The sequence below is a fragment of the Streptomyces sp. NPDC017529 genome, assembly GCF_044329785.1.
Classification (GTDB): domain Bacteria; phylum Actinomycetota; class Actinomycetes; order Streptomycetales; family Streptomycetaceae; genus Streptomyces.
In genome coordinates, this window is sequence record NZ_JBIRJY010000009.1 from 74,498 (window position 1) to 98,826 (window position 24,329).

Sequence of the window (24,329 nt, forward strand, 5' to 3'; positions counted from 1 at the left end):
CCGTGCGTGGCTCTTCGCTGTTTCCTCGCTGCTTTCCTCACTGCTTTCCTCGCGGTTTCCCGACGCGGGAGCGCTCCCTGACGGGACGCGCCTCCCGGGCACAAGCGTTTCCCCGACGCAGGAGTGACCATGACGCGCAGGCACTTGGTTCCCGTACGCAACGTCCGTCACGACCGTTCCCGTACCGCCCTCACCACCGCCTTCGCCGCCGCTCTCGCGGCCGCCCTGTTGTCGGCCACGGCCGCGTGCGGTGTCGGCGGGGTGGAGGGTTCCTCGGCCGCCGAGGGGCAGCCGAAGCGGACCGGAAAGGTCTCCGGCGAGATCACGTTCCGCACGCTCCAGCTCAAGCCCACCTTCACCACGTATGTGCAGGGCGTCATCGACGCGTTCGAGAAGAAGTACCCGGGGACGAAGGTGACCTGGGAGGACGTGCCGGGCGACGGCTACAACGAGAAGCTGGTCGCCGACGCGCAGGCCGGCGGGCTGCCGGACGTGGTCAACCTGAACACCGACTCGTTCCAACTGCTCGGCGACCGGGGCATGCTGGCGGACGTCGCCAAGCTGGATCCGAAGGGCGCGAAGGAGTACGTACCGGGCGCGTGGGAGCAGTACAAGCTGCCGGGCAAGGGGGATGGCGTCTACGCGTACCCCTGGTACGTGACGCCGGAGATCCTCACGTACAACAAGGAGCTCTTCGCCGCGTCCGGGCTCGACGTGAACAAGCCGCCGACGAGCGTCGAGCAGTTCTTCGACTACGCGGAGCGGATCGCGAAGGCGTCGGGCGGGCGGTACAGCGCGTTCATGGCGGATCCGAAGGGGCGGCTGCCGGGCGACTGGCAGAAGATGGGGGTGCCGGTACTCGACCGGGAGAAGAAACGCTTCACCTTCGACACGCCCAAGGCCGTCGAGTGGGTGCAGCGGATGAAGAAGCTGTACGCGATGGGCGCGATGCCGAAGGAGTCGCTCACCAAGGCCGACGACCTCGCGCAGCTCTACGGGGCGGGAAAGCTGGTGTTCGGGCCCGGGTCGCCCGGTGTCATCAAGGACGTCCGGCGCAACTCCCCTTCGGCGTACGTGAAGACGCAGGTGGCCAAGGCCGTCACGGGGACGCTGGGGCACATCGGCATCTACACGCAGTCGCTGGGCGTACGCAAGGACACCAAGCACCCGGACGCGGCGGCGGAGTTCGCCAAGTGGGTGACCAACGGGCCGAATCAGGTCGCGTTCTCGAAGCAGGTGACGATCTACCCGTCCAACGCCAAGGGGCTCGCCGATCCGTACTTCGCCAACCGGGGCGACGGCAAGGACCCCGAGACCCTGGCGCGGAACATCGGCGCCGAGGAGCTGAAGTCGGCTCAGCTGGACGCGAACACCCCGGTGGAGTGGACCACCCAGGTCGGTGACGCTGTGGTGCGCGAGATGCAGAAGGGAATCAAGGGGGAAGAGGCTCCCGAGGCGGCGGTGAAGAACGCGCAGGACTCGGCCAACAAGATTCTCGCGAAGCAGCAGTCGCAGCAGTCGCGGCAGAAGCGACAGTGATCGGGGATGGCAGACATCGAGCGTGTGGGGGGTGCCGCCGCAGCCGGGCCGGGGGCGACCCCCCAAACCCCAGCCCCCCAAGTTCCGGCATCCCAAACCCCAGCCCCCCAAGCCCCGGCCCCCCAAACCCCAACACCTCAAGCCCCGGCGCCCCCCGCGTCCCCGGTACCTCTGGTGCCCCCGGCACCCCCGGCGGCACAAACACCGGCCGCCCCAGCCATCACCCCCACCCCCGACCGACGAGCCGCCCGGCGCCGCCGCAAGGACCTCGGCGCGGAGACCGGGCTGGTGCACCGTCGCTGGTGGGCGCCGTACCTCTTTCTGCTGCCGGGGCTGGTCATGGTGGCGCTGTTCAGCCTCTGGCCGTTCGTGAACACCGTCATCCTGTCGCTCACCGACGCGCAGATCCTCAGAGGCGGCCGGTTCGTCGGCCTGGAGAACTACGGCCGGGCGCTGGACGACCCCGACTTCTGGACCGCGACGTTCAACAGCGTCCTGTACCTGGCCGTCGTCGTGCCCTGCCTGGTGCTGCTGCCGCTGGCCCTCGCGGTCCTCGTGCAGCGCAAGGTCCCCGGGATCGGCTTCTTCCGGTCCGCCTTCTACACGCCCGTCATCGCGTCGGCGGTCGTCGTCGGACTGATCTGGCAGTGGGTGCTGCGGAGCGACGGCCTGGTCAACACCGTGTTCGAGAAGCTGCACCTGGTCTCGGGGCCGGTGCCGTTCCTCACCGACTCCACGATGCTGCTGGTGTCCGCCATGATCGTCACGATCTGGAAGGGCCTGGGCTACTACATGGTCTTCTACCTCGCGGCGCTGGGGAACGTGCCCGGGTCGCTGTACGAGGCCGCCGCCCTCGACGGCGCGGGGCCCGTACGCCGTTTCCTCAGCATCACCATTCCCAGCGTGAAGCCGATGATGCTGCTGGTCGGAACGCTGTCGGCGATCTCCGCGCTGCGTGTCTTCACCGAGATCTACATCCTCGGCGGGGAGAGCGGCGGCCCCGGCGGCGGCGCCCGGACGCTGCCGTTCCTGATCCGCCAGGTCGGCCTGGGCTTTGCGGGGGAGACCGGCTACGCGGCGGCCGTATCGATCCTGCTGTTCTTGCTGACGCTGGTCTTCAGCCTGCTGGGACGCCGGTTGTCGAAGGGGGACGAGAGGTGAGCGCGCCGACCTCGCCAGGCGTACGGCGAGCCGGTGGCCGTGGTCGCAAGGCGGCCATCGGGCTGACCGGCCGCTACCTGACGCTATGCCTGATGCTCGTGGTGATGCTGGGACCTATCGTGTGGCAGTTCCTGACCTCGCTGAAAGGGCGGGGCGAGGACGTCTACGGGGGCGTGCTGCCCGGCCAGCCGACCCTGGACAACTACGTGCGGGTCGCCGAGTCCTTCCCCCTGGTGCAGTACGTCGGCAACACGCTGATCGTCGCGGCGCTGGCCGTCACCTCCAACTGCGTGTTCGCCGCGATGGGCGGTTACGCGCTGTCGCGGGCCGGGTGGCCGGGGCGGCGGGTGGTCTTCACGGTGCTGGTCGCGACGCTGATGTTCCCCTTCGAGACCGTGATGATCTCGATGTTCCTGACGGTCCGCTCGATGGGGCTGGTGGACACGCTCGTCGGGGTCTGGCTGCCCGGCGCGGTCTCCGTGCTCAACCTGATGATCATGCGGGCCGCTTTCCTCGCCGTCCCGAAGGAGGTGGAGGAGGCCGCGGTCCTGGACGGGGCCGGCGAATGGCAGCGCTTCACGAAGGTGTTCGTGCCGGCCGCGAAGGGCGCGCTGGCGGTGGTCTGCCTGACCAGCTTCATGGGCGCCTGGGACGACTTCCTGTGGCCGCTGATCGTGCTGACCAACAGCGATCACTACACGCTGCAACTCGGACTGAAATCGCTGGCCGGAGCCACCACCGTCAACGACCAGCGGCTCATCGCCGCGGGGGCGATGGCCGCGCTGCTCCCGATGATGGCGCTCTTCTTCGCCCTCCAGCGGTTCTTCTTCCGCGGCGTGGGCGAAGGGGCGTTGAAGACGTGAAGGGAAGCGATGTGACGATGCCTGCCGGAGATCCGCCGGCCGATCCGACCGGGGCGGTGCCGCGCCTCGGGGCCAATTACACGCCCAGCCGGGGCTGGTTCCACCACTGGCTCGACTTCGACCTCGACGACGTACGCCGCGACCTGGACTCGCTCGCGGCGCTCGGCCTGGACCACGTCCGGGTCTTCGCCCTCTGGCCGGTCTTCCAGCCCAACCGGTCCCTCGTACGCCCCCGCGCCGTCGAACAGCTCGGGCAGCTGGTGGACGCCGCCGCGCAACGCGGCCTGGACGTCGCCGTGGACGCCCTCCAGGGCCACCTGTCCAGCTTCGACTTCGTACCGTCCTGGCTGCGTACCTGGCACCGGCGGAACCTGTTCACCGACCCGGAGGCGTTCGACGGCGCGGCCCGCTACCTGGAGGCGCTCGCCTCGTCGCTCGCCGGGCGTCCCAACTTCCTGGGTATGACGCTGGGAAACGAGGTCAACCAGTTCTCGGGACCGCCGCACCCGGACCCCGACCCGTGCACCCACGAGGAGGCCGGGCAGTGGCTGGCGCGGCTGCTGGAGGTGTGCGAGCGGGCCGCGCCGGGGCGGCTGCACACCCACGCCGAGTACGACGCGGTGTGGTTCCAGGACGGCCACCCCTTCACACCCGCGCAGGCCGCGCGGCTCGGCCGGGCCACCACCGTCCACTCCTGGGTCTTCAACGGCACGGCCCAGCGGCACGGCCACGACGGGACGGCGACGGTGCGGCTGGCCGAGTACCTGGTCCAGGTGGCCACGGCGTGGGCGGACGACCCGGCGCGCCCGGTCTGGCTCCAGGAGGTCGGCGCGCCCGCCCCGCTCGTACCGGCGGAGCACGCCGCCGGGTTCGCCACCGCCACCCTCGGCAACGCCCTGACCTGCGAGGGGCTTTCCGGCATCACCTGGTGGTGTTCGCACGACGTGTCGCGGGAACTGGCGGACTTCCCCGAGCTGGAGTACGGGCTCGGGCTGCTGACCTCGGACCGTGAGGTGAAACCGGCCGGGCGGGCGGTGGCCGACGCGGCGGCCCGGTTGCGCGCCGAGCCGCCGCGGCCGGTGCGCCGGAGCACCGCGCTCGTCCTGGACGCGGGGGAGGAGAGCACGGCGCCGCACCGTTCGGTGTGCGCGCCGGGCGGCCCCTTCTTCGAGGCGTGGGTACGGCTGGCCGGCCAGGGCGTACGGGCGGCAGCCGTGCTGGCGGGCCGGGCCCGGGACACCGCCTATCTGGGGCGCCGGGGGATCACGGAGGTGGTGTGGCCTTCGGACGTGAAGTGAGGCGGTGCAGGCAGCGGGGTCGGGCAGCGGACGGACCGGGGAGGCCGGAGTGGACGACGTGGAGACGGGCGGGAGTACGGGGACCGGTACGGCAGGGGTGACGCGGCGGGGGCTGGTGGCCGGGGCCGCGGCGGTCGGTGCCGGGCTGGCGCTTCCGCTGGGTGGGGGCAGCGCGGCAGCGGCACAGACGCCGCGCGGGGGCCGGGCGGCGGCGGGCTCGCTCCAGCCGTACGCCTCGTATTGGTTCCCCGACAGCTTCCCCGAAGGGCGGGAGCCCGACCCGGGGGCGGTGTGGCGCAGCCTTAAGAGCTGGCGCCCGCAGGACGACGCGGACCTCCCGTACAACATCGCGACCGTGCCCCTCGCCAAGCGCTACACACCGGTCCCCGCCAACGCCACCGCGCGCGCCGGACAGGCCCGCATCTCGGCCCTGGTCTCCTTCGCGGGCACCGCGGGCAACCCTTCCCAGGGCAGCGCCAAGGCGGACTACTACGCCCTCACTCACTGGGCATACCTGGACGAACTGGTCTTCTGGGGCGGCTCCTCGGGGGAGGGCATCGTCCTCGCCCCCAACGCGCCCGTCACCGACGCCGCACACCGCAACGGCGTGCCCGTCCTGGGCAACGTCTTCCTCCCGCCGACCGCGTACGGCGGCGAGCTGACGTGGACACGGGAGCTGGTCCAGCAGGACGCGCTCGGCCGCTTCCCGCTCGCGGACAAGCTGATCCAGGTGGCCCGTACGTACGGGTTCGACGGCTGGTTCCTCAACGGCGAGACCGACGGCGGCGACGCGGCACTCGCGCGCCAGGTGGCCGACTTCGTGCAGGCCCTGCGCAAGGGCGCTCCCGAATTGCGCATCACCTGGTACGACGCGTTCAACGCCGACGGCCGGGTCGGCTGGCAGGGCGCACTCAACGACAAGAACGCGATGTTCTTCCAGCGCGGGGCCGACAAGCTGTCCGACACGGTGTTCGTGGACTTCCGGTGGAGCGCCGCCCGGCTGGCGTCGTCGGCCGCGTACGCCCGGCGGCTGGGCCGCTCGCCGTACGAGCTGTGGGCGGGCGTCGACGTCGAGGCCAACGGCTGGAACGCGCGGGTGGACTGGGACGCGTTCGTGCCGGAGGGCCGCGACCACGTGGTGTCGTACGGCCTCTACCGGCCGGAGTGGACGCGGCGGGCGGGTGACACTCCCGGGCAGTTCCACGCGCGCGACGACCAGTTCTGGGGCGGGCAGGACACCGACCCGTCCGCACCCGCCGGGCCGGGTTCCTGGCGCCCGGCGGCCCGTACGGTCGCGGACCGGTCGACGATCACGTCCGTACCGTTCGCGACCACGTTCAACGCGGGCCACGGCACGGCCTGGTACGAGGGCGGGGTGCGCACCGGCGAGGCCGAGTGGAACCACCTGGGCCTCCAGGACCGGCTGCCGGGGCGGCGGTGGGCGATGTGGGCGGACGGCGCGGGAACGTTCCCGCGCCCCCGCGTCGGGTTCGACTTCGGTGCGGCGTGGCGGGGCGGCAGCAGCCTGCTCGTCGAGGGCACGCTCGACCGCCCCGTGACGCTGGAACTGTTCCGGACCCGGCTGCCGCTGCGCGCCGGCACCGTCATGGAGATCACGCACCGCGCCGACGCGGGCTCGGCACCCGTCACGGTGGAGGCGGCCGTGGCGTACGCGGAGCCGGGGACGGCGGGCGGGCCGCCGAAGTTCCGCCGCATTCCTGCCCGTACGGTGCGGGCCGCGGACGGCTGGGTCACGTCGGCCGTACGGATCGGGGACGGCCCCGGCCGCACCGCGCACGTACTCGGCGTCCGGCTGAGCGCGCCCGGTGGTGAACCCGCGCGCTGGCGGCTGGGCGCCCTCGCGGTACGAGACGGCGACCCGGCCGCGTATACGCCGGCGCCGCCGGGCGCCGTGCGGCTCGCCGCGTCGCGCGTCACGGGCGACGGCACGGCCGAACTGCGGCTCACCTGGAAGCCGTCGGACAAGACCGCGGCCAAGGGCGTGCCCGTACGGCACTACGAGGTGCACCAGGTCCTCCCGGACGGGAAGCGGCGCTTCCTCGGCGGGACCTGCGGAACCGCCTACTACCTGCCCGCGCTGCGCCGTACGCCCGGCGAGCCGGGCACCCGGCTGGAAGTGCGGGCGGTCGGCGAGCCGTACACCGCGTCGGCAGCCGCCACGGCCGTATTCACCTGGTAGGCCACGCGCCCAAGGGGCAAGAAACCCGCAAGACCCGCACGCACTCGGTATCCGCACTCGTCCCGTACCCGCGACGCACCCATCGGAGCGCCTTCATGCACGACGACCGCAGCATCGTCGAACACCGCCTACGCCGTGTCCTGAAAGACCGCATCCTGCCCGCCGTCCGCAACCGGTCCGTGCCGCTGACGGTCGAGCGGTGGGAGGCGCCGGGCGAGCCGGTGCCGCCGGCCGAGGGGCTGGCCGCCCCCTACGAACCGGCGAAGACCGGGCAGGAGTGGGGGCCCGCCTGGGGGACCACCTGGTTCCGGGTGACCGGGCAGGTCCCGGCGGAGTGGGCGGGACGTACCGTCGAAGCCGTACTGGACCTCGGTTTCGAGGCGAACATGCCCGGCTTCCAGTGCGAGGGCCTGGTCTACCGTGCGGACGGCGAGGCGGTGAAGGGACTCAACCCCCGCAACGACTGGGTGCGCGTCGCGTCGCCCGCCGAGGGCGGCGAGGAGGTCGAACTGTACGTCGAGGCGGCCTCCAACCCGGTGCTGGTGGACCAGCGCCCCACCTACGAGGGCGACCGGCTCACCGCGGGCCACGCGCCGCTGTACCGGCTGCGGCGGATGGACCTGGTCGTCTTCGAGACCGAGGTGTGGGAGCTGGTGCAGGACCTGGAGGTCCTCGGCGGGCTGATGCTGGAGCTGGACGCGGCCGACGCGCGGCGCCACGGCATCCTGCGCGCCGTCGAACGGGCCCTGGACGCCGTCGATCTCAAGGACATTCCCGGCACGGCTGCGTGCGCCCGCGCGCAGCTCGCGGACGTCCTGGCGGCCCCGGCCGGCGCCTCGGCCCACCGCATCAGCGCGGTCGGCCACGCGCACATCGACTCCGCCTGGCTGTGGCCGCTGCGCGAGACGGTCCGCAAGGTGGCCCGTACGTCCTCCAACATGGTCAACCTGATGGACGAGCACCCCGGGTTCGTCTTCGCGATGTCCCAGGCGCAGCAGCTCGCGTGGATCAAGGAGCACCGGCCCGAGGTGTTCGCGAGGGTGCGGGCGAAGATCGAGGCGGGGCAGTTCGTGCCGGTCGGCGGCATGTGGGTGGAGTCGGACACCAACATGGTCGGCGGCGAGGCGATGGCCCGGCAGTTCCTGTACGGGAAGAAGTTCTTCCTGGACGAGTTCGGGATCGAGACCAGGGAGGTGTGGCTGCCGGACTCCTTCGGCTACACGGCGGCCATGCCGCAGCTCGTGAAGCTGTCGGGCTCGACCTGGTTCCTGACGCAGAAGATCTCCTGGAGTCAGCTGAACAAGTTCCCGCACCACACCTTCTGGTGGGAGGGCATCGACGGCACGCGCGTCTTCACCCACTTCCCGCCGGTCGACACGTACAACTCCGACCTGGGCGGCAAGGAGATGGCGCACGCCGCGCGCAACTACCGCGAGAAGGGCCGCGGCACGCGGTCGCTGGCGCCCTTCGGGTGGGGCGACGGCGGTGGCGGCGCCACCCGCGAGATGCTGGCCCGCGCCGCCCGGCTGCGGGACCTGGAGGGTTCGCCGCGGGTCGAGATCGAGCGGCCCGACGCGTTCTTCGAGAAGGCGCACGCCGAGTACCCGGACGCGCCGGTGTGGGCGGGCGAGCTGTACCTGGAGCTGCACCGCGGCACGTACACCTCGCAGGCCAAGACCAAGCAGGGCAACCGGCACAGCGAGTCGCTGCTGCGCGAGGCCGAACTGTGGGCCGCCACCGCCGCCGTGCGGGTCCCCGGCTACGCCTACCCGTATGACGACCTGGAGCGGATCTGGAAGACGGTGCTGCTGCACCAGTTCCACGACATCCTGCCCGGTTCGTCGATCGCCTGGGTGCACCGGGAGGCCCGCGAGACGTACGCGCGGGTACGCGACGAGCTGTCCGCGATCGTGGCCGCCGCGCAGACCGCGCTGGCCGGGCCGGGGGACCGCGCGATCGTCTTCAACGCGGCGCCGCACGCGCGCGGCGGTGTCCCGGCGGGTGGCGCGGAGCCGGCGCCCGGCCAGGGCGGCGCCCCCGTCGCCGTACGCCCGGTGACCGTGGAGCCGCTGACCGCGGACGGCCGGGCCACCGGCGGCTACCGCCTCGCCAACGACCGGCTGCGCGTCGACGTCGACGCCCGCGGGCTGGTCGTGTCGGCATATGACATTGAGGCCGGACGGGAGGCCGTCGCGCCGGGCGCGGCCGCCAACCTGCTCCAGATCCACCCCGACTTCCCCAACATGTGGGACGCCTGGGACGTGGACGAGTTCTACCGCCACAACGTCACCGACCTGGTGGCCGTGGACGCGCTGACGGTCGTCGACCCGGGCCCGGAACGCGTGTGCGTCAGGGTCGCCCGGTCCTTCGGGCAGGGCTCCACCGTCGAGCAGTCGCTGACGCTGCGAGCGGGCGCGAAAGTGCTGGACATCGACACCGAGGTGGACTGGCGGGAGACCGAGACCTTCCTCAAGGCCGCCTTCCCGCTGGACGTGAAGGCCGACCGGTCCGCGTCCGAGACCCAGTTCGGGCACGTCTTCCGCGCCACCCACACCAACACGTCCTGGGAGGCGGCCAAGTTCGAGATCTGCGCGCACCGCTGGATCCACGTCGAGGAGCCGGGCTGGGGCGCGGCGCTGGTCAACGACTCCACGTACGGGCACGACGTCACCCGCGACATCCGCCCGGACGGCGGCCAGACCACGACCGTACGGCTGTCCCTGCTGCGGGCGCCCCGCTACCCGGACCCGGAGACCGACCAGGGCCGCCACCGGCTGCGGTACGCGCTGGCCCCCGGCGCCGGCATCGGGGACGCGGTGCGCGAGGGGCACCGGATCAACCTGCCGGAGCGCACGGTGCGCGGTGGCGGCCCGGTCGCTCCGCTGGTCGGTGTCGACAACGACGCGGTGGTGGTCGAGGCGGTCAAGCTGGCCGAGGACCGCGGCGGCGACGTCGTGGTCCGGCTGTACGAGTCGGGCGGCGGGCGCGCGACGGCGACCCTGACGGCCGGGTTCCCGGTGGCGGGCGCGGTGGAGACGGACCTGTTGGAGCGGGAGTCGCAGGACACGGGGCGGGCGGTCGGCGCGGTGCGCGACGGGCGGGTCGGGCTGACGCTGCGGCCGTTCCAGATCGTGACGTTGCGGCTGTCGCGGGGGACGGAGGGCTGACGGGGCGGGCGGGCCCGCCGACCGGCCCCGCCCACCCTCACCACCCCGCCCTCACCACCCCCCGCCCCCCACCACCTTGAGCACCTCGCCCGCGCCGTCCTCGGCCGCCATGCGCCGTGCCACCGCGGCCGCGGCCTCCCGGTAGGAGGGGTCCCGTACGGCACGTCCGATCGCGTCGGCCAGGCGCTCGGCCGCGGCCCCGGTGCCGTCCGCCGCCAGCTCGCGGAACGGCACCGGTACCGGCCCTGGCGCCGCACCCACCGCCGCCAGCCGGGCGGCCCAGAAAGGCTGGTCGGCGGCCACCGGAACCGGCACCGCCGGGACACCGGCCCGCAGCCCGGCGGCCGTCGTGCCCGCGCCCGCGTGGTGCACGACGGCCGCCGTGCGCGGGAAGAGCAGGGCGTGCGGCACCTCGCCGACCGTCAGGACGTCCCCGCCGCCCTCCGGCCCGTTCAGGCCCGCCCAACCGGACTGGACCACGCCCCGGACCCCGGCGCGGCGCAGGGCGCCGACGACGTTCGCCGTCAGCCGCTCGGCGGCGCCGTCGTCCCGGCCGGCCGCCGCCATGCTGCCGAAGCCGACGAAGACGGGCGGCGGGCCGGACGCGAGGAAGTCCTCCAGCAGGGGCGGGAGGACGGCGTCCGGTGCCGTGTACGGCCACCAGTTGCCGACCAGCTCCAGGCCGGGGCCCCAGTCGGCGGGCCGGGGCACGAGCGCCGGGCTGACGCCGTGCAGCACCGGACGGCTGTGCCGGCCGCGGAGCCGCCGTACAGCGCGCGGCGCGGCGTACGGCAGCCCGAGCTGCGCGCGCAGCTCCCGTACCCCGTCCGCGTAGAGCCGGTCCACCACCCGCAGGGAGAGGCGGCCCGCGGCGCGGTTGCCCCAGCGGCCGAGCGAGCGGGTGCCCGCGACGACGGGAGGGAAGTCGCCGGTGGGGGCGTTCGGCTGGAGGTGCAGGTCCACCGACGGGATGTCCATCGCCTCGGCGACGTGCCGGCCGAGCGGTGCGGTGGTCGCGGAGAGCAGCAGCAGGTCGGTGCCCTGGGCGGCGGCTTCGGCGACACCCGGGCCGAGTGCGCGGACGAAGGCGGCGGCCCGGCGCAGCAGGTCGCGCTTCCCGCCGTCGGCCCCGTCCGCCTCCCGCCGGGGATCGGCCGGCAGCGCCCGGAATTCCAGCCCGGCGGCCCGTACGAGCTGCGTGTACGAGTCGTCGGTGGCCAGCGCGACGGTGTGGCCGGCTTCCCGCAGGCGGGCGCCGAGGCCGGTGTACGGGGCGATGTCGCCGTACGAGCCGGCCGCCGTGAGGAGGATCTTCACGACTGCTCCGGAAGGGCGGGCGGTACGCCGGGGGCTTGGCGTACCGCGTTGGCGAGCACCGCCGTGCGCAGGTAGGCGGCGAGGCCGGGACGCTGCTGGGACGGCGGGACGACGAGGGCGAAGGCACGCGGGTCGGCCGCGAAGTCCTCGGCGATCCGGCAGTGCATGTCGGTGGGGCACGGCGTGAACCAGCGTGTGACGTGCAGCCGGTGCTCTTCGGCCAGGTCCATGGCCTGGTCGCCGTCGGCGGCCGCCCCGGCGTCGAAGGCGGTGAGCAGCCGGTGCCGCCACTCGCCCGCCTCGGCCATGAGCCGCGCCCAGTCCTCCTTGGTGTGCGCGGCGGCCCGCGCCATGGAGCGCCGGTGGCCCTCGCTGTGCTGCCACTTCAGGTGCGCCTCGGTGGCGTAACTGAGGTCGAAGGCGACCTCGCCGAACACCTCGAAGCGCTCCTCGGGCGTCAGCTCCACCCCCGTACGCTGCACCTCCATGGCCCGCTCGGCGACCTCGACCAGCCGCCGCAGCTCGGTGATCTGCTCGTTGAGCAGGCGGTGCCGGGCGCGCAGGTGATCCAGCGCGTCGGCCTGCGGGTCCCGGAGGATGGCGGCGATCTCGTCGAGGCCGAAGCCGAGCTGCCGGTAGAACAGGATCTGCTGGAGGCGGGCCAGGTCGGCGTCGTCGTAGCGGCGGTAGCCGGCGGGGCTGCGGGCGCTGGGGGAGAGCAGGCCGGTCTTGTCGTAGTGGTGCAAGGTGCGCACCGTGATCCCCGCGAAGCCGGACACCTGCCCGACCGAGTACTCCATGACCTCCGCCTTCCGCCGCGCGAGCCGAGCCCGCCACGCCCCGCCGGGGCTGCCGTACCCCGTCCGGTGCGCCCCGTTCCGTACGCGCAAAGACTGCGGCCTGACGTGAGGTGAGGGTCAAGCGGGGCCCCGGCGGCGGGTGTGGCCCGGCGGGCGGATGGCCGATGCCGTACCGGGCACCGTGGACAGCGGCCCGGCCACGGCCAACGATGGGTCGCTGTTACACGGCCGTGTGGCCGCCGTGAAACGGGCTGCTTAGCGTGGGGGCAATCTGGGCGGAGACGGATACTTGTCGTAAATGCCCATGCCAGTCGACTGAGGTACCCGTGCGCTCACTCCCCGCGATAGCCTGCGCCGCCGCGCTTTCCGCCGCGCTGCTGCTGTCCGGCTGCGCCGATCCGCACGGCCTGCGGGTGGCGGGCCCCGCCGTGTCCCCCTCGCCGCCGTCCGGCCCTGCCGAGGTCACCGACCCCGTGTACGTCTCCGACGCGGCGCGCCGCCCGCTCCAGCGCCCGGCCTCCTTCGCCCTCAACGACTCCGTGAGCCTGACCGGCCTGCGCTGGACGTCCTGGGGGGACGCGACCGCCCAGGCCACCGGCGGGCTCAGCGGCGTCTGGTGCGAGCCCGAGTGCGAGGAGCAGCCGTACGCGGTCAAGGTCACGCTCAGCGGGCTGCTCAAGCCGGAGCGGCGGGACCGGCGGGAACAGGGCGCGTTCTACTCGCGGGCCACGCTCGTCTCCGACCGGCTGCCGCCGGACAAGGCCGCCGCGCTGGGCAGGGTCAGCCTCCACACCCCGGAGTTCTAGTACGGCATGGGACTGCGCGCGAAGATCGGCATAGCGATCGCCGCCACGGCTGCCGTGGTGGCGGTGCTCATCGGCGTGCTCGTGCACAACCGGACCGTGGACGCGCAGTTCGGCCTGGCGGCCGAGTCGATCGACGGGCGGCTGCAGAGCCTGGTGCAGGACCGGGCGGCGGGCGTGGACACCGGCCGGGCGATCGTCGACCCGCCGGACCTGCCGGGCCCGCTGAAGAAGGCCGTCGAAAACGGCAAACGCGGCGTCTACCTGGAGCCCGGCGGCCCCGCCCCGCACCTGTGGGCCGCGAGCAAGCTGAACGGCGAGATCATCGCGCTCAAGCGCCCGTACGTACGGGAGCGGGAGGTCCTGCGCAGCCTGGACCGCGTCCTGTGGGTGTCCGGCATCGCGGGCACCGGCCTCGGCTGCGTCGTCGGCCTGCTGGTCGCCCACCGGCTCGGCCGGCGGCTGACCACCTCGGCGGGCACCGCGCAGCGGATCGCCGAGGGCGACCTGACCGCCCGGCTGCCGCGCGGCGGCAAGGACGAGATCGCCCAGCTCACCACCGCGGTGAACACCATGGCCGACGCGCTGGCCGCCCGCCTCCAGGCCGAGCGCGACGTGACCGCGAACATCGCCCACGAACTGCGCACCCCCGTCGCCGGGCTGGTCGCCGCTGCCGGGCTGCTGCCGCCCTCGCGCCCCACCGAGCTGGTACAGGACCGGGCACAGCGCGTACGGGGGCTGATGGAGGACGTCCTTGAGGTGGCGCGGCTGGACGCGCGTACCGAGGAGGCCGACACGGAGCTGCGGTCGCTGGGCGAGCTGGCGCGGCGGACGGTGGCGGCGATGAGCGCGGGCGCGACGCCGGGCGCGGGGCCGGGGGCCGTGCCGCACGCGGGGTCGGTCGAGGTGCGGGTGGTCTCGGACGGGCTGGTGGAGACCGACCCGCGGCGGGTCGAACGCGTCCTGGTCAACCTGGTCGGCAACGCGCTGCGGCACGGCGCCGCCCCGGTGACCGTCGAGATCGAACGCGGCGTGCTGCGCGTCCGCGACAGCGGCCCCGGCTTCCCCGACGCGCTGCTGGCGCACGGCCCGCAGCGGTTCCGTACGGGCGGCGGCTCGGACGGCCACGGGCTCGGCCTCGGTCTGACCATCGCGTCCGGTCAGGCGCGGGTGCTGGGCGCCCGGCTGACGTTCGCCAACCCGGCGGGCGGCGGCGCGGAGGCGACGCTGGACCTGAGCGGGGCGCTGCGCGAGCAGGGGGAGGCGGGCGAGTCCAGAGGGGCGAGAGGGGCTGGCGAGGTGGGTTAGGGCCCGTCCCGCTCTCCGTCCGCCTCCGGCCGAGCGCCCCGAGGTGCGTACCCGTCCGGTCGCGCCAAGAGTGGTGTGAGACGCCCGCGCCCTGAGCAGGCGTGTGGTGACCGATCCTTTCCGGACTCTTCCCGCCCCTTCCGAGCATCCGAGCAGACCATTGGAGCCGCAGCGATGGACGAGAACGTGCTGTTCATGGACCTCACGAGCGCCGGGGAAGGAGCCGGGCGGCGCGCGCTGGACGCGTTGCGCCACGAGGACGCCGAGCACCGGATCGTGCTGCGCGAAGCCACGGTGATCGCCCGTGACGCCGACGGCACCGTCACCTTTCCCGACAGCGAGGACCACACGGGCACCGCGCGCGGCTTCGCCGTCGGCGGCCTGGTCGGCGGGCTCGTCGGCCTGCTGGGCGGGCCCCTGGGCGTGATGGTGGGGTTCGGCGCCGGCGGACTGCTGGGCGGCGCGCACGACGCGCGCCGGGCCAGCGCGGACAACGCGGCCGTGGACATGCTGGCCGCCGAGGTGCCGCCGGGCAGCACCGTCCTGGTGGCGGAGGTCGCGGAACCGGCCAGGGGGCCCGCCGACGCGGCGCTGGCGGGCATCGGCGAGGAGATCGTCCGCTACCCGGCCGCAGAGGTACGCGAGCGCGTGGAGGAACTGATCGCGGAGAACGGCTGAGCGCGGGCCCGCCCTCGGCCGTACCTCCTCGTCACGCGGGGAACCGGTCCTCCAGCACCGCGTTCAGCAGCGCCTGCACGTCCTCCCGGGCCAGGCCCTGCGCCCGCGCCCGCTCCATCCAGGAGCGCAGCTCTTCGCGCAGCAGCGCGTCCGAGTCGGCCGCGGACTCCGGCCGGGCCAGCGAACGGCTCACGAACGTGCCCAGGCCGGGACGCGGTTCCACCAGGCCCTCGCGCTCCAGCTCCCGGTACGCCTTCAGGGTCGTGTTCGGGTTGACCTTCGTCGTGGCCGCGACCTGCGCGGCCGTCGGCAGCCGGTCGCCCTCCACGAGGATGCCCAGCCGCAGGGCCTGCCGGACCTGCTGGACGATCTGCAGGTAGGTGGCGACGCCGCTGCGCCGGTCGATGCGGAACTCGACCACGTTCACCACCTCCCCGGCTTCCGTTTCGGCTTGATGATCGGCCCACTCGTACGGGGTGTCAAAGCGATGCCTCTCAGAGCGGCCGGCGCCGCGCCCACCACACGATGAACACCGTCACGGCCGCGGCCAGTGCCACCAGGAGCCCCGCGTCGAGCCACTGGATGCCCGCCATCTGGTCGTAGCCGTAGTAGTCGATGGCGCGGTTGACGATGCCCAGCTGCGCCCGGCACGCCTCGGTGTCGCCGTCGGTGCAGTTCCCGATGCCGAAAACCCTGCCGTCCGCGGTGGCCAGCCAGGTGTCCATGCTCACGGCGCCGCCGGGCAGCATGCCCTCCTCGTCGTACGGGAAGACGATCCGGCGCAGCGGGGCCAGCAGCGGCAGCACCTTCGCCTCCCAGACGATGTTGAACCCGTAGCCGAAGACCAGGGCGACCGCCATCGAGGCGATGACGCGGCGTAGCAGCATGCCGACGGCGATGCCGACGACCGTGAAGAGCAGGGCCCGCGCGACCGGGGCCGGCCCCGTGGTCTCCAGGATGCCGCCGTGGTACCAGTCGCCGAACGCGGCCAGCTCGTGCGCCGGCTCCCACATCCAGGTGAACGCGGCCGACATCAGCGAGGTGCACACGAACACGACGGCCAGCGGCACCGCCAGCTTCGCCGCGATCCAGCGGCCGCGGGTCACCGACTGGGTGGCGGCCAGCCGGAGGGTGCCCTGCTCCTGTTCGGCGGCGATCAGCGGAGCGCCGAGGAAGACGCCGAAGGCGATGGGCACGGAGAGCAGGAGAGAGGTGTCCGAGCTGAACATCGAGCTGAAGGCGTCCTGGAACTTCATCAGCGGATCGCCGTCCCGCTGCGCCGAGGCCATCGTCCGGTACGGGTGCGCGGTGAGGAAGTCCATGACGCCGGGGCGCTGGTAGGCGAAGGCGGCGCAGGCCAGGGCGGTGACGGCGAAGGCGACGAGGAAGGTGCCGCGGTGGCGGCGCCAGACCAGCCAGGTCGTGCCGTGCAGCAGGCCGGGACGTGCGGTGGACGCCTTCGAGCCGGCGGAGGCGTCCTGCCGCGCCCCGGCGCCGTCGGCGGTACGGGAGAACGCGCTCACGCGGCGGCCCCCCGATCCCCGCCCGTACCGGTGCCCGCGGCCACGCGCGCTTCTTCGGCGATCAGCGGCGGTGCTCCGGGGGAGCGCAGATAGGCCAGCAAGACTTCCTCCAAGCTCGGTTCGGCCGTCTCCCAGGAGCCGGTGAGCGGCCCGCCGGGGCGGATCAGGGCGGTGAACTGCCGCCCGGTGACGCGGGACTCGACGACGGTGTGGTGCTCGGCGAGCCCGGCGGGCACCGCACCGGCGCCCCCGGCCCCCGTACCGCCCCGCTCCGCCAGTCCCGACACCAGCAGGTGGCCCGGCACCAGCTCCTCGGTCTGCCCGGCCATCCGCAGCCGCCCTTCGGTGAGCACCAGCAGGTAGTCGCACATGTCCGCCATCTCGGAGAGCAGGTGCGAGGACATCAGTACGGTCGTGCCGCGCTCGGCGGCCTCCGCCAGCAGCAGCCCCGACAGCTCGTGCCGGGCGAGCGGGTCCAGGTCGGACATCGGCTCGTCCAGCAGGAGCAGCCGCGGCCGCTTGCCGAACGCGAGGGCGAGGGCGACCCGGGTGCGCTGGCCGCCGGAGAGGCTGCCGACCCGGGCGTCGAAGGGGACGTGCCCGGCGCGGACGATCCGCTCGGCCGCCTGCTGGTCCCAGCGCGGATTCAGCTCCCGCCCCAGGCGCAGGGTCTCGGCGACCGTGAAGCGCGGGTAAAGCGGCTTGTCCTGGGCGAGGAAGGCGACGCTCTCCAGTACGGCCGGGTCGCTCACGGGCACGCCGAACAGCCGCAGCGTCCCGGTCGTGGGCTGTACGAGCCGGCTGGCGGCGTTCAGGAGAGTGCTCTTGCCCGCGCCGTTCGGACCGACCAGCGCGCAGACGTGACCGGCCGGGAGCCGGAAGGAGCAGTCCCGCAGGGCCCAGCCGCGGCGGTACTTCTTCCCGAGGCCGTGTGCCTCGATCGCCCATGGTCCCGGGTTTCCCACCCGAATCTCCCCTTTCACTAGTTCATTAGTGGAATGAGTATGGGGAGCGGTGGTGATCCGTGTCAACGCGTTCCCGAAGGCAGCCGGTCCAGTGGTGGGCCCGGCGGTGGGCCCACCGGTCGGCTCAGGCGTGCGTCCCCGCACGCCTGCCGCGCTCTGCCTCCTCGCCCCCCACCAGCGGCTTCGCCATGCAGCGGCTGTCCTCGTACGTCCGGTACAGCCCGAACTTCGGCGCCGGCAGGTAGCCGCACGACGCGTACAGCGCCAGCGCTTCCGGCTGCTTGATGCCCGTCTCCAGCACCATCCGGGTACGCCCGGCGGCGCGCGCGTCCGCCTCCAGCGCCGCGAGAATCCGCCGCGCCAGCCCCCGCCCGCGGGCCTCCGCCACCACGAACATCCGCTTGATCTCGGCGTCCCCGTCCGCGTACCCCTCGGGGTTCGCGTCCTGCGCCCGCCAGCCGCCGGTCGCCAGCGGGCGCCCGTCCTCGTAGGCGAGCAGGTACACGCCGTGCGGCGGCCGGAACATCGCCGGGTCGAGGGGCGTGACGTCACCGTCGCCGTACCGCCGCGCGTACTCAAGCTGCACCAGCCGGTCGAGGGCGACGGCGTCGGCGTGATCGTAGGGAACGGCACGGATCTCCATCCGCCGAATCGTACGGACGTCCGGGCGCAGGGGCGAGAGTGCCAGGTGAGAGACGAAAGCGGTACCGGCCGCCACCGACTGGCGGAGCCAAAGCACCCGATGGGGGTGTGTCGGGCCCGGAACGGGCAGCGTGCCCCCGGGAGCGGGGAACGGCTGCTGCGCCACTGACGCCGAACCGAAGGAGCAAGACATGCGTCTGCGTCCCGTGCTGGCCACCGCCGCCGCCGTACTCTCCCTGTCCGCAACCGGTATGACCGGGGCCGCCGCGGCGGCGGCCCCCGCGGACCCGCCGCCGGTCAGCTTCGGCAGCCAGCCGAACGACGGCGTCAACGGCGACGCCCGCGGTGAGCAGGACTACCCCGGCACCATCGGGTGGGGCCACAAGCCGTACCAGCTGATCGGCGACCGCGACGGCAAGTGGGTGATCACCGCGGTCAACAAGGTCGGCACCGACCGCCTGCCGACCTGCTACCGCGACCTGTACGCGACCCCGGCCTCCTCGATCTGCCACTGACCGGGGCGGACCACCGAGGTGCCCGGCGCCCACCGCGCCGGGCACCTTCGCGCGTGGTCCCCCGCGCCGTCCGCACCCGCCCCCCCGTACCGTCTGTCCCTGCCGTCCGGCCGCCCGTAAGGCCGAATCGTCCCCGCCCGCCGTCATCGCGTAGGCTGCGCTGCCGCCAGCGCGATGAGGGAGCAAGTAGTGCTAACTGTGACGACCGTCAACGTCAACGGCCTGCGCGCCGCAGCCAAGAAGGGCTTCCTGCCGTGGCTGGCGGAGACGGACGCCGACGTCGTCTGCCTCCAGGAAGTACGCGCCGAGCCCGGCCAGCTCCCCGCCGAGGCCCGCGAGCCCGACGGCTGGCACACGGTGCACGCCCCCGCCGCCGCCAAGGGCCGGGCCGGCGTCTCCCTCTACACGCGCCGCGAGCCCGAGCGCGTACAGGTGGGCTTCGGTTCCGCCGAATTCGACACCAGCGGCCGGTACGCCGAGATCGACCTGCCCGGTGTGACGGTGGCCAGCCTCTACCTGCCCTCCGGCGAGGTGGGCACCGACCGGCAGGACGAGAAGGAACGCTTCATGGCCGAGTTCCTCCCGTACCTCGCCGCCCTGCGCGAGCGCGCCGCCGCCTCCGGCCGCGAGGTCCTGGTGTGCGGCGACTGGAACATCGCCCACCAGGAGGCCGACCTCAAGAACTGGAAGGCCAACCGGAAGAAGGCCGGCTTCCTGCCCGAGGAGCGCGCCTGGCTGACCCGCGTCTTCGACGAGGCGGGCTACGCCGACGTCGTCCGCTCCCTGCACCCGGACACCGAGGGCCCGTACTCCTGGTGGTCCTACCGCGGCCGCGCCTTCGACAACGACGCGGGCTGGCGCATCGACTACCACGTCTCCACCCCCGGCCTCGCCGCCCGCGCGATCAAGGGCTTCGTCGAACGCGCCGCCACCCACGACGCCCGCTGGTCCGACCACGCGCCGGTCACGGTTGTCTACGATCAAGGCTGACACCCGCGCCACCGGGGCCGGGCGCCCACCGCAGGAGCAGTACCCCTGAAACACCACTGGCCGCCCGGCCTCCACCGCACCGACATTCCGGCATACGCGCTGGTCAACACCGACGACGACAGCACGTGGGGAGTCTGCGCCGACGTCGTCGGCCTGTACGCCGACCCGCCCCGCCACTCGTACGAACTCCTCGGCTGCGCCCCGACCGGCCCCCTCCTCGAAGCGGTACGAGCCTTCACCGGCTCCGGCCCCGGCCCCGGGCCCGACCCCGACTCCCTCCGGCTCGGCGACCTCTGGTTCCGCCCCGAGGCCGACGACCAGTGCCCCGAAGGCTCCGAACGACTGGACGCGTGGAGCCTGCTCGACGTACGCGTCACCGGCTGCCGGCGCCACCCCGCCGACGCCTCGCTCCTGGACATCAGCCTCGACGGCGACGAGGACTTCTACGGCGAACCCGAGGACCCCTACCTCGCAGCCGGCGTATCCCTGCACGACGAACGCGCCTGGCTCGGCCACTGCCGCGACCTGTCGATCGTCCTGCCGCCCGACCAGGACCCGGAAGTCCCGCCCATCCGGCTCCTCGGCTGCGCCCCCGGCGACGCACTCAGCGCGGCCCTGGCCACCGGCACCCGCCGCTCCCTGCGCCTCGACGAGGCCGAACTCCAAGTCCTCGACCCCACCGGCGAGGGCGTGCACGAACGCCACATATCCGTCGCCCTCATCACCGGCTGGCAGCCCTCCGCCCTCGGCGACGGCCTGCTCGACATCGACCTCTCCTACGGCCTCTGGCCCCAGGTCCCCACCTGGGGCCGCCCCGTATGGACCCGCTGGATCACCGACCCACCCACCACCCGCAACCTCTGGGCCGCCTACCCCGCCCGGGAACGCGGGCTGTGGCTCGATATCGTCCGGCAGCGCGGCTGCCGCCACCTCGCCCGCACCCCGGACCGCCCACCCGGCGGCGTCTACGACCTCGACGGCCGCCACATCACCGACGTCCCCGACCTCTACTGCGCCCTCGGCGAAGCGATCAACGGCCCCGGCGGCTACTTCGGCGGCGACCTCAACGCCCTGGCCGACTGCCTCAGCGGCAACTTCGGCGCCACCACCCCCTTCACCCTCAACTGGCACCACTCGTCAGTAGCCCACCACCACCTGAGCCACCGCCTATCCCCAGAAGGAGAGCCCTACAACTTCATCGAGGAGGTGCTGTCCGTACTGAGAGAGGGCCGGGTGGAGGTCGTATTGAAGTGAGGGGCACACCTCACCCGGAGAACCGTCCGGTCTTGACGCCGGCGATGAACTCCGCGAAGGAGTCGGCGGGAAGAGCCAGGACGGGCCCCTGCGGGTCCTTGCTGTCGCGGACCGGGACGGTGCCCGTCGTCTCGGCGGCCGAGGGCGACCACTCCAGGCAGTTGCCGCCGTCTTGGCTGCTGTGGCTGGACTTGACCCACTGGTTCGGACTGATCTTCACGTCGGCTTCTCCAGTGGTCAGAGCGAGAATTCTCCGGCCTTGACGCAGGCGACGAACTCCGCGAACGAGTCCGCGGGAAAGGACAGGACAGGGCCCTGCGGCGTCTTGCTGTCCCGGATGCGGATGGCGCCGGTCACCATGCCTGAAGTGGGGCAACACTCCACACAGTTGCCCCCCTCCGGGCTGCTGTAGCTGGACTTGACCCACTGAGTCGAACCGATCTTCACGTCAGTTTCTCCATCTGCTCAGCGATCAGACACGCGCTCTCCCGTGCGGACAGGGCGTCGCCGGTCAGTTCATCGTAGGTCCGCATTGCTGATCGAACGTAGTCCGGATCGTCCACGATGCCAGCGGTTCGGTAGTTCTCCACGCAGACGCAAACGGCGTGATTGGGCGAGGTGATCAGCGTTACCGGCCAGTCGATGAACAGGTGGGCTGGTGAGTCCAAGGGGAGGATCTGCACACGAACGGTGGGCCGTGATCCCGCTTCGAGGAGGGCTTTCAACTGCTGTCGCATGGTCTCGGGCGGGCAGAAGTGGCGGAGCAGGACGGACTCGCACAGCACTACGCGCACGTCCGGCGGCGTACCCCCGTCGAGCAAGGTTTTCCTCGCCAACCGGTCGCTCACAAACGCCGAAACCTCATTCGCGCTGGCTCGTGGGGAGCCACCTTTGAACAGGCAGCGCGCGTAGTCAGCAGTCTGAAACAACCCCGGAACGAGGGTCGGAGACCACTCCCGGATCGCTACGGCGGCGCGTTCCAGGGCCATGCGCTGTCGGTACAGGGAGGGGAACGACGACGCGACCACTTCCTCGTAGAGCCGCTTGAACAGACCGTCCGTCGCGAAGACCTCGTCCAGGAGCGGTGGGAGGTCCGGTGGGATGGGGCCCTGGCAGGTTTCTACGCGCGAGATGGTGCTTTTGGATACGCGCACCATTCTGGCCAGCTGGGTTTGGGTCAGCTGGGACGGGTCGTGCAACTCCCGTGCGCTTCGGCACTCTTCGGCGAAGGCCCTGCGCGGGTCCTGTGCGCCCGGCGCGCCCCCTGTGCTGTCAGTCTCTTCGTTCACGATTCCCCCGACAGAAACTCTGGTCGTGGCTCTCCGGGAGGCCATTTCCCAGGGCCAACGGCGTGCGCATATGCCGCGACGACCAACAGTGAGGTTGGGTCTCGCAACGCTCCCCAGCGTACCGAGCGATGGGTCACTCTGTAACCGAAAAGGTGCGCAGAGTGACGGTGTGGGGGGCTTTCGCGGCGCGCTCCTGGCGGGAAAGTAGCTCAAGAGGCAGGCAGAGGAGATGGTCACCATGGAAGCATCGCCACCCACCACCGCAGGCGCGGGAGCCGACGGGGAGTTGGATCCGGTACCCGTGCCGGGGTGCGACGTGTGTGCGTCCGCCCACGGGGACCGGGAGCCCGCCCGGACCGACGGCCGCACGCTCACCGTACGGAGCTGTAGCGGCGTCATCGAGGGTCACCCACACGGGCAGGAGGGCCGGGCATGACGGCCTCGGTCCGCCTTCGAGATGCCGCCGAGTGTGCGGGATGCGCGGAGTTGGCGCGTGCTCTGACGGCCGCCCTGGAGGTCGGGGACCGCTCCAGGGCCTCGGACTGCCGGGTCCTGATCCGCCGGCACCCTGAGCATGGACGCGCACTGGACGGCAGCCAGGAGGTGCCCGCGCGATGACGGCGATTCCCGACGGCGGCTCCGGCGGCCCCAACCCGCCCAAGGTGGCGCGAGCATGACCCTCTCCTCCGACTGGGCGTCCGCGTTAGCGGCTGTGCCCCGTGCCGCGTTCCTGCCGGATGTCATGTGGCCGTGGGACATGGAGACCGGGCGTGGTGTGGCCGTCGACCGGGCGGTCGAGCCGGAGCGGTGGCGGGCGTACGCCGATGCCGACTGCCCGGTCGTGACGCAATGGGACGACGGTGACCACGGCGGTACGGAACCCGGGGAAAGCGCCACCAGTTCCGCGTCGATGCCGTCGGTGGTCTTCCGGATGCTGCGGGATCTGGACGTACGGGTGGGGCACCGGGTGTTGGAGGTCGGTACCGCCACCGGGTGGAACGCCGCTCTGCTGGCCTGGCGGACCGGACGGGACCGCGTGGTCAGCGTGGAAGTGGACCAGGCGCTGGCGGACCGGGCCCGTAAGGCGCTGGAGCGGTTCGGGAGTTCCGTCAGTGTGGTGAGCGGCGACGGGTTCCAGGGGTATCCGGAAAGGGCACCATACGACCGGATCGTCTGCACGTGCGGCCTCCGTCGCTTTCCGTGGGCCTGGGTCGAACAGTGCCGCCCCGGTGGGATTCTCGTCGCGCCCTGGGGCACGCACTTCAGCAATGCCGATGGTGTGGCCCGGTTGGTCGTGGCGGACGACGGGCGCAGCGCTTCGGGGAAGTTCACCGGGCCCGTGGAATTCATGAAGCTGCGGGCGCAGCGGTTGCCGCGAGTGGTGCATGGCGCCTATGTGCGGGGGAGCGTGGCTGACGGGGAGGAGTCGTCGACGGGTATCGGGGAGGGGGAGTTCACCGGTGGGAGGTTCGGTCCTCAGCGATTCGTGCTGGGGCTGCGTGTGCCTGACTGTGTGCAGGTCGAGGCGGAGAAACGCGACGGCGCCCGGCCGGTGTGGTTCTACAGCCTGCGTGACCTGTCCTGGGCGTGTGTGTACTTCCGTGACGGCGGGGAGGCCCGCGTCTGGCAAAGCGGCCCCCGGCGGCTCTGGGACGAGGCCGAGGGCGCGTACCGGTGGTGGGTCGCCAGCGGCCGGCCGGACCATGGCCGGTTCGGGCTGACCGTCACCCTGGAAGGCGAACGGGCGTGGCTGGACGATCCGGGTCACGCGTGGGCGTTGTGAGCTGACCTAATGGCCAAGGGCGTACGCCAAGAAGGCTGCCAGGATGACCGAGGTGATGGTGAAGGCGGTGTGGCGGGCGCCGGAGTCTGTATTTCTCCCTTCGGACGCCTTGCCGGTTTTCGACCCCGTAGGCGTGCAGCCGCTTTCGTGAGGGGAGTATGCCGATCGCCAGTCCGGTCCATGAGAAAGCGAAAAGCAGCAGCATCTGCTGGGAGGACCAGTCTTGGTACTGCA

The 24,329-nt window shown here is 72.5% G+C and carries 22 protein-coding genes; 13 read left to right on the forward strand and 9 right to left on the reverse strand.

The window, feature by feature from the left end; translation table 11 throughout:
• Positions 1 to 129: 129 nt before the first annotated feature.
• The 6 genes from ACH4K4_RS23345 to ACH4K4_RS23370 all read left to right on the forward strand — a co-directional run bounded on the left by ACH4K4_RS23345 (position 130) and on the right by ACH4K4_RS23370 (position 10,228).
• Positions 130 to 1,539 carry an ABC transporter substrate-binding protein gene (locus ACH4K4_RS23345; protein ID WP_398169726.1) on the forward strand — a complete coding sequence of 470 codons (1,410 nt, stop codon included), beginning with the start codon at positions 130 to 132 and terminating at the stop codon, positions 1,537 to 1,539.
• 348 nt (positions 1,540 to 1,887) lie between these two features.
• Positions 1,888 to 2,700 (forward strand): carbohydrate ABC transporter permease, encoded by an 813-nt coding sequence (locus tag ACH4K4_RS23350; protein ID WP_398170006.1) that lies wholly within the window; start codon positions 1,888 to 1,890, stop codon positions 2,698 to 2,700.
• On the forward strand, positions 2,697 to 3,563 hold the full coding sequence (locus tag ACH4K4_RS23355; protein WP_398169728.1) for a carbohydrate ABC transporter permease: 867 nt from the start codon (positions 2,697 to 2,699) through the stop codon (positions 3,561 to 3,563). Before ACH4K4_RS23350 ends, ACH4K4_RS23355 begins: the two co-directional genes overlap by 4 nt.
• A gap of 17 nt (positions 3,564 to 3,580) precedes the next feature.
• Positions 3,581 to 4,861, forward strand: a complete 1,281-nt coding sequence (locus tag ACH4K4_RS23360; RefSeq protein WP_398170008.1) for a glycosyl hydrolase — start codon at positions 3,581 to 3,583, stop codon at positions 4,859 to 4,861.
• A 49-nt stretch (positions 4,862 to 4,910) separates the two neighbouring features.
• A complete protein-coding gene (locus tag ACH4K4_RS23365; protein WP_398169730.1) occupies positions 4,911 to 7,061 on the forward strand; it encodes an endo-beta-N-acetylglucosaminidase in 2,151 nt (716 codons plus the stop codon).
• A gap of 95 nt (positions 7,062 to 7,156) precedes the next feature.
• A complete protein-coding gene (locus tag ACH4K4_RS23370; protein WP_398169732.1) occupies positions 7,157 to 10,228 on the forward strand; it encodes an alpha-mannosidase in 3,072 nt (1,023 codons plus the stop codon).
• A gap of 51 nt (positions 10,229 to 10,279) precedes the next feature.
• Here the strand turns inward: ACH4K4_RS23370 and ACH4K4_RS23375 are convergent, their stop codons facing one another.
• Positions 10,280 to 11,545 carry a glycosyltransferase gene (locus tag ACH4K4_RS23375; RefSeq protein ID WP_398169734.1) on the reverse strand — a complete coding sequence of 422 codons (1,266 nt, stop codon included), beginning with the start codon at positions 11,543 to 11,545 and terminating at the stop codon, positions 10,280 to 10,282.
• A complete protein-coding gene (locus ACH4K4_RS23380) occupies positions 11,542 to 12,345 on the reverse strand; it encodes a MerR family transcriptional regulator (protein ID WP_398169736.1) in 804 nt (267 codons plus the stop codon). Before ACH4K4_RS23380 ends, ACH4K4_RS23375 begins: the two co-directional genes overlap by 4 nt.
• Positions 12,346 to 12,671: 326 nt before the next feature.
• Here ACH4K4_RS23380 and ACH4K4_RS23385 point away from each other — a divergent pair, with 326 nt between their 5' ends.
• The 3 genes from ACH4K4_RS23385 to ACH4K4_RS23395 all read left to right on the forward strand — a co-directional run bounded on the left by ACH4K4_RS23385 (position 12,672) and on the right by ACH4K4_RS23395 (position 15,134).
• Positions 12,672 to 13,151, forward strand: coding sequence for a hypothetical protein (locus tag ACH4K4_RS23385; RefSeq protein WP_398169738.1), 480 nt, complete (start codon positions 12,672 to 12,674; stop codon positions 13,149 to 13,151).
• A 6-nt stretch (positions 13,152 to 13,157) separates the two neighbouring features.
• On the forward strand, positions 13,158 to 14,456 hold the full coding sequence (locus tag ACH4K4_RS23390; RefSeq protein ID WP_398169739.1) for an ATP-binding protein: 1,299 nt from the start codon (positions 13,158 to 13,160) through the stop codon (positions 14,454 to 14,456).
• Positions 14,457 to 14,630: 174 nt separating this feature from the next.
• The gene (locus tag ACH4K4_RS23395; RefSeq protein WP_398169741.1) at positions 14,631 to 15,134 is read left to right on the forward strand and encodes a DUF1269 domain-containing protein; all 504 of its coding nucleotides are present in this window, start codon (positions 14,631 to 14,633) and stop codon (positions 15,132 to 15,134) included.
• A gap of 31 nt (positions 15,135 to 15,165) precedes the next feature.
• Here ACH4K4_RS23395 and ACH4K4_RS23400 read toward each other — a convergent pair whose 3' ends face one another.
• The 4 genes from ACH4K4_RS23400 to ACH4K4_RS23415 form a co-directional block, all read right to left on the reverse strand.
• Positions 15,166 to 15,564: a GntR family transcriptional regulator gene (locus ACH4K4_RS23400; protein ID WP_360129336.1), complete on the reverse strand. Its 399-nt coding sequence runs from the start codon at positions 15,562 to 15,564 to the stop codon at positions 15,166 to 15,168.
• 64 nt (positions 15,565 to 15,628) lie between these two features.
• Positions 15,629 to 16,657: an ABC transporter permease gene (locus ACH4K4_RS23405; protein ID WP_398169742.1), complete on the reverse strand. Its 1,029-nt coding sequence runs from the start codon at positions 16,655 to 16,657 to the stop codon at positions 15,629 to 15,631.
• Positions 16,654 to 17,622, reverse strand: a complete 969-nt coding sequence (locus ACH4K4_RS23410; protein ID WP_398169744.1) for an ABC transporter ATP-binding protein — start codon at positions 17,620 to 17,622, stop codon at positions 16,654 to 16,656. The genes ACH4K4_RS23405 and ACH4K4_RS23410 overlap by 4 nt, the downstream gene beginning before the upstream one ends.
• A gap of 124 nt (positions 17,623 to 17,746) precedes the next feature.
• Positions 17,747 to 18,265: a GNAT family N-acetyltransferase gene (locus ACH4K4_RS23415; RefSeq protein ID WP_398169745.1), complete on the reverse strand. Its 519-nt coding sequence runs from the start codon at positions 18,263 to 18,265 to the stop codon at positions 17,747 to 17,749.
• 190 nt (positions 18,266 to 18,455) lie between these two features.
• Here ACH4K4_RS23415 and ACH4K4_RS23420 point away from each other — a divergent pair, with 190 nt between their 5' ends.
• From ACH4K4_RS23420 to ACH4K4_RS23430, 3 genes are all read left to right on the forward strand, one after another.
• The gene (locus ACH4K4_RS23420; protein WP_398169747.1) at positions 18,456 to 18,779 is read left to right on the forward strand and encodes a hypothetical protein; all 324 of its coding nucleotides are present in this window, start codon (positions 18,456 to 18,458) and stop codon (positions 18,777 to 18,779) included.
• Between the two features lie 189 nt (positions 18,780 to 18,968).
• Complete coding sequence (locus tag ACH4K4_RS23425; protein ID WP_398169749.1) at positions 18,969 to 19,769, forward strand: exodeoxyribonuclease III; 801 nt, start codon at positions 18,969 to 18,971, stop codon at positions 19,767 to 19,769.
• A gap of 690 nt (positions 19,770 to 20,459) precedes the next feature.
• A complete protein-coding gene (locus ACH4K4_RS23430) occupies positions 20,460 to 21,023 on the forward strand; it encodes a barstar family protein (RefSeq protein WP_398169751.1) in 564 nt (187 codons plus the stop codon).
• Between the two features lie 10 nt (positions 21,024 to 21,033).
• Here ACH4K4_RS23430 and ACH4K4_RS23435 read toward each other — a convergent pair whose 3' ends face one another.
• The 3 genes from ACH4K4_RS23435 to ACH4K4_RS23445 are packed head-to-tail and all read right to left on the reverse strand — an operon-like array spanning position 21,034 to position 22,312.
• A complete protein-coding gene (locus ACH4K4_RS23435; protein ID WP_398169753.1) occupies positions 21,034 to 21,243 on the reverse strand; it encodes a DUF397 domain-containing protein in 210 nt (69 codons plus the stop codon).
• 17 nt (positions 21,244 to 21,260) lie between these two features.
• On the reverse strand, positions 21,261 to 21,470 hold the full coding sequence (locus ACH4K4_RS23440) for a DUF397 domain-containing protein (RefSeq protein WP_398169754.1): 210 nt from the start codon (positions 21,468 to 21,470) through the stop codon (positions 21,261 to 21,263).
• Positions 21,467 to 22,312, reverse strand: a complete 846-nt coding sequence (locus ACH4K4_RS23445; protein WP_398169756.1) for a Scr1 family TA system antitoxin-like transcriptional regulator — start codon at positions 22,310 to 22,312, stop codon at positions 21,467 to 21,469. The genes ACH4K4_RS23440 and ACH4K4_RS23445 overlap by 4 nt, the downstream gene beginning before the upstream one ends.
• A gap of 673 nt (positions 22,313 to 22,985) precedes the next feature.
• Between ACH4K4_RS23445 and ACH4K4_RS23450 the strand changes: the two genes are divergently transcribed.
• A complete protein-coding gene (locus ACH4K4_RS23450) occupies positions 22,986 to 24,095 on the forward strand; it encodes a methyltransferase domain-containing protein (protein ID WP_398169758.1) in 1,110 nt (369 codons plus the stop codon).
• Positions 24,096 to 24,329 lie beyond the last annotated feature (234 nt).

Bases quoted from the DNA above. Each gene is read 5' to 3' on its own strand.
- ACH4K4_RS23345 (WP_398169726.1), top strand. From the start codon at position 130: ATGACGCGCAGGCACTTGGTTCCCGTACGCAACGTCCGTCACGACCGT.
- ACH4K4_RS23360 (WP_398170008.1), top strand. From the start codon at position 3,581: ATGCCTGCCGGAGATCCGCCGGCCGATCCGACCGGGGCGGTGCCGCGC.
- ACH4K4_RS23370 (WP_398169732.1), top strand. From the start codon at position 7,157: ATGCACGACGACCGCAGCATCGTCGAACACCGCCTACGCCGTGTCCTG.
- ACH4K4_RS23380 (WP_398169736.1), bottom strand. From the start codon at position 12,345: ATGGAGTACTCGGTCGGGCAGGTGTCCGGCTTCGCGGGGATCACGGTG.
- ACH4K4_RS23390 (WP_398169739.1), top strand. From the start codon at position 13,158: ATGGGACTGCGCGCGAAGATCGGCATAGCGATCGCCGCCACGGCTGCC.
- ACH4K4_RS23395 (WP_398169741.1), top strand. From the start codon at position 14,631: ATGGACGAGAACGTGCTGTTCATGGACCTCACGAGCGCCGGGGAAGGA.
- ACH4K4_RS23415 (WP_398169745.1), bottom strand. From the start codon at position 18,265: ATGGAGATCCGTGCCGTTCCCTACGATCACGCCGACGCCGTCGCCCTC.
- ACH4K4_RS23420 (WP_398169747.1), top strand. From the start codon at position 18,456: ATGCGTCTGCGTCCCGTGCTGGCCACCGCCGCCGCCGTACTCTCCCTG.
- ACH4K4_RS23450 (WP_398169758.1), top strand. From the start codon at position 22,986: ATGACCCTCTCCTCCGACTGGGCGTCCGCGTTAGCGGCTGTGCCCCGT.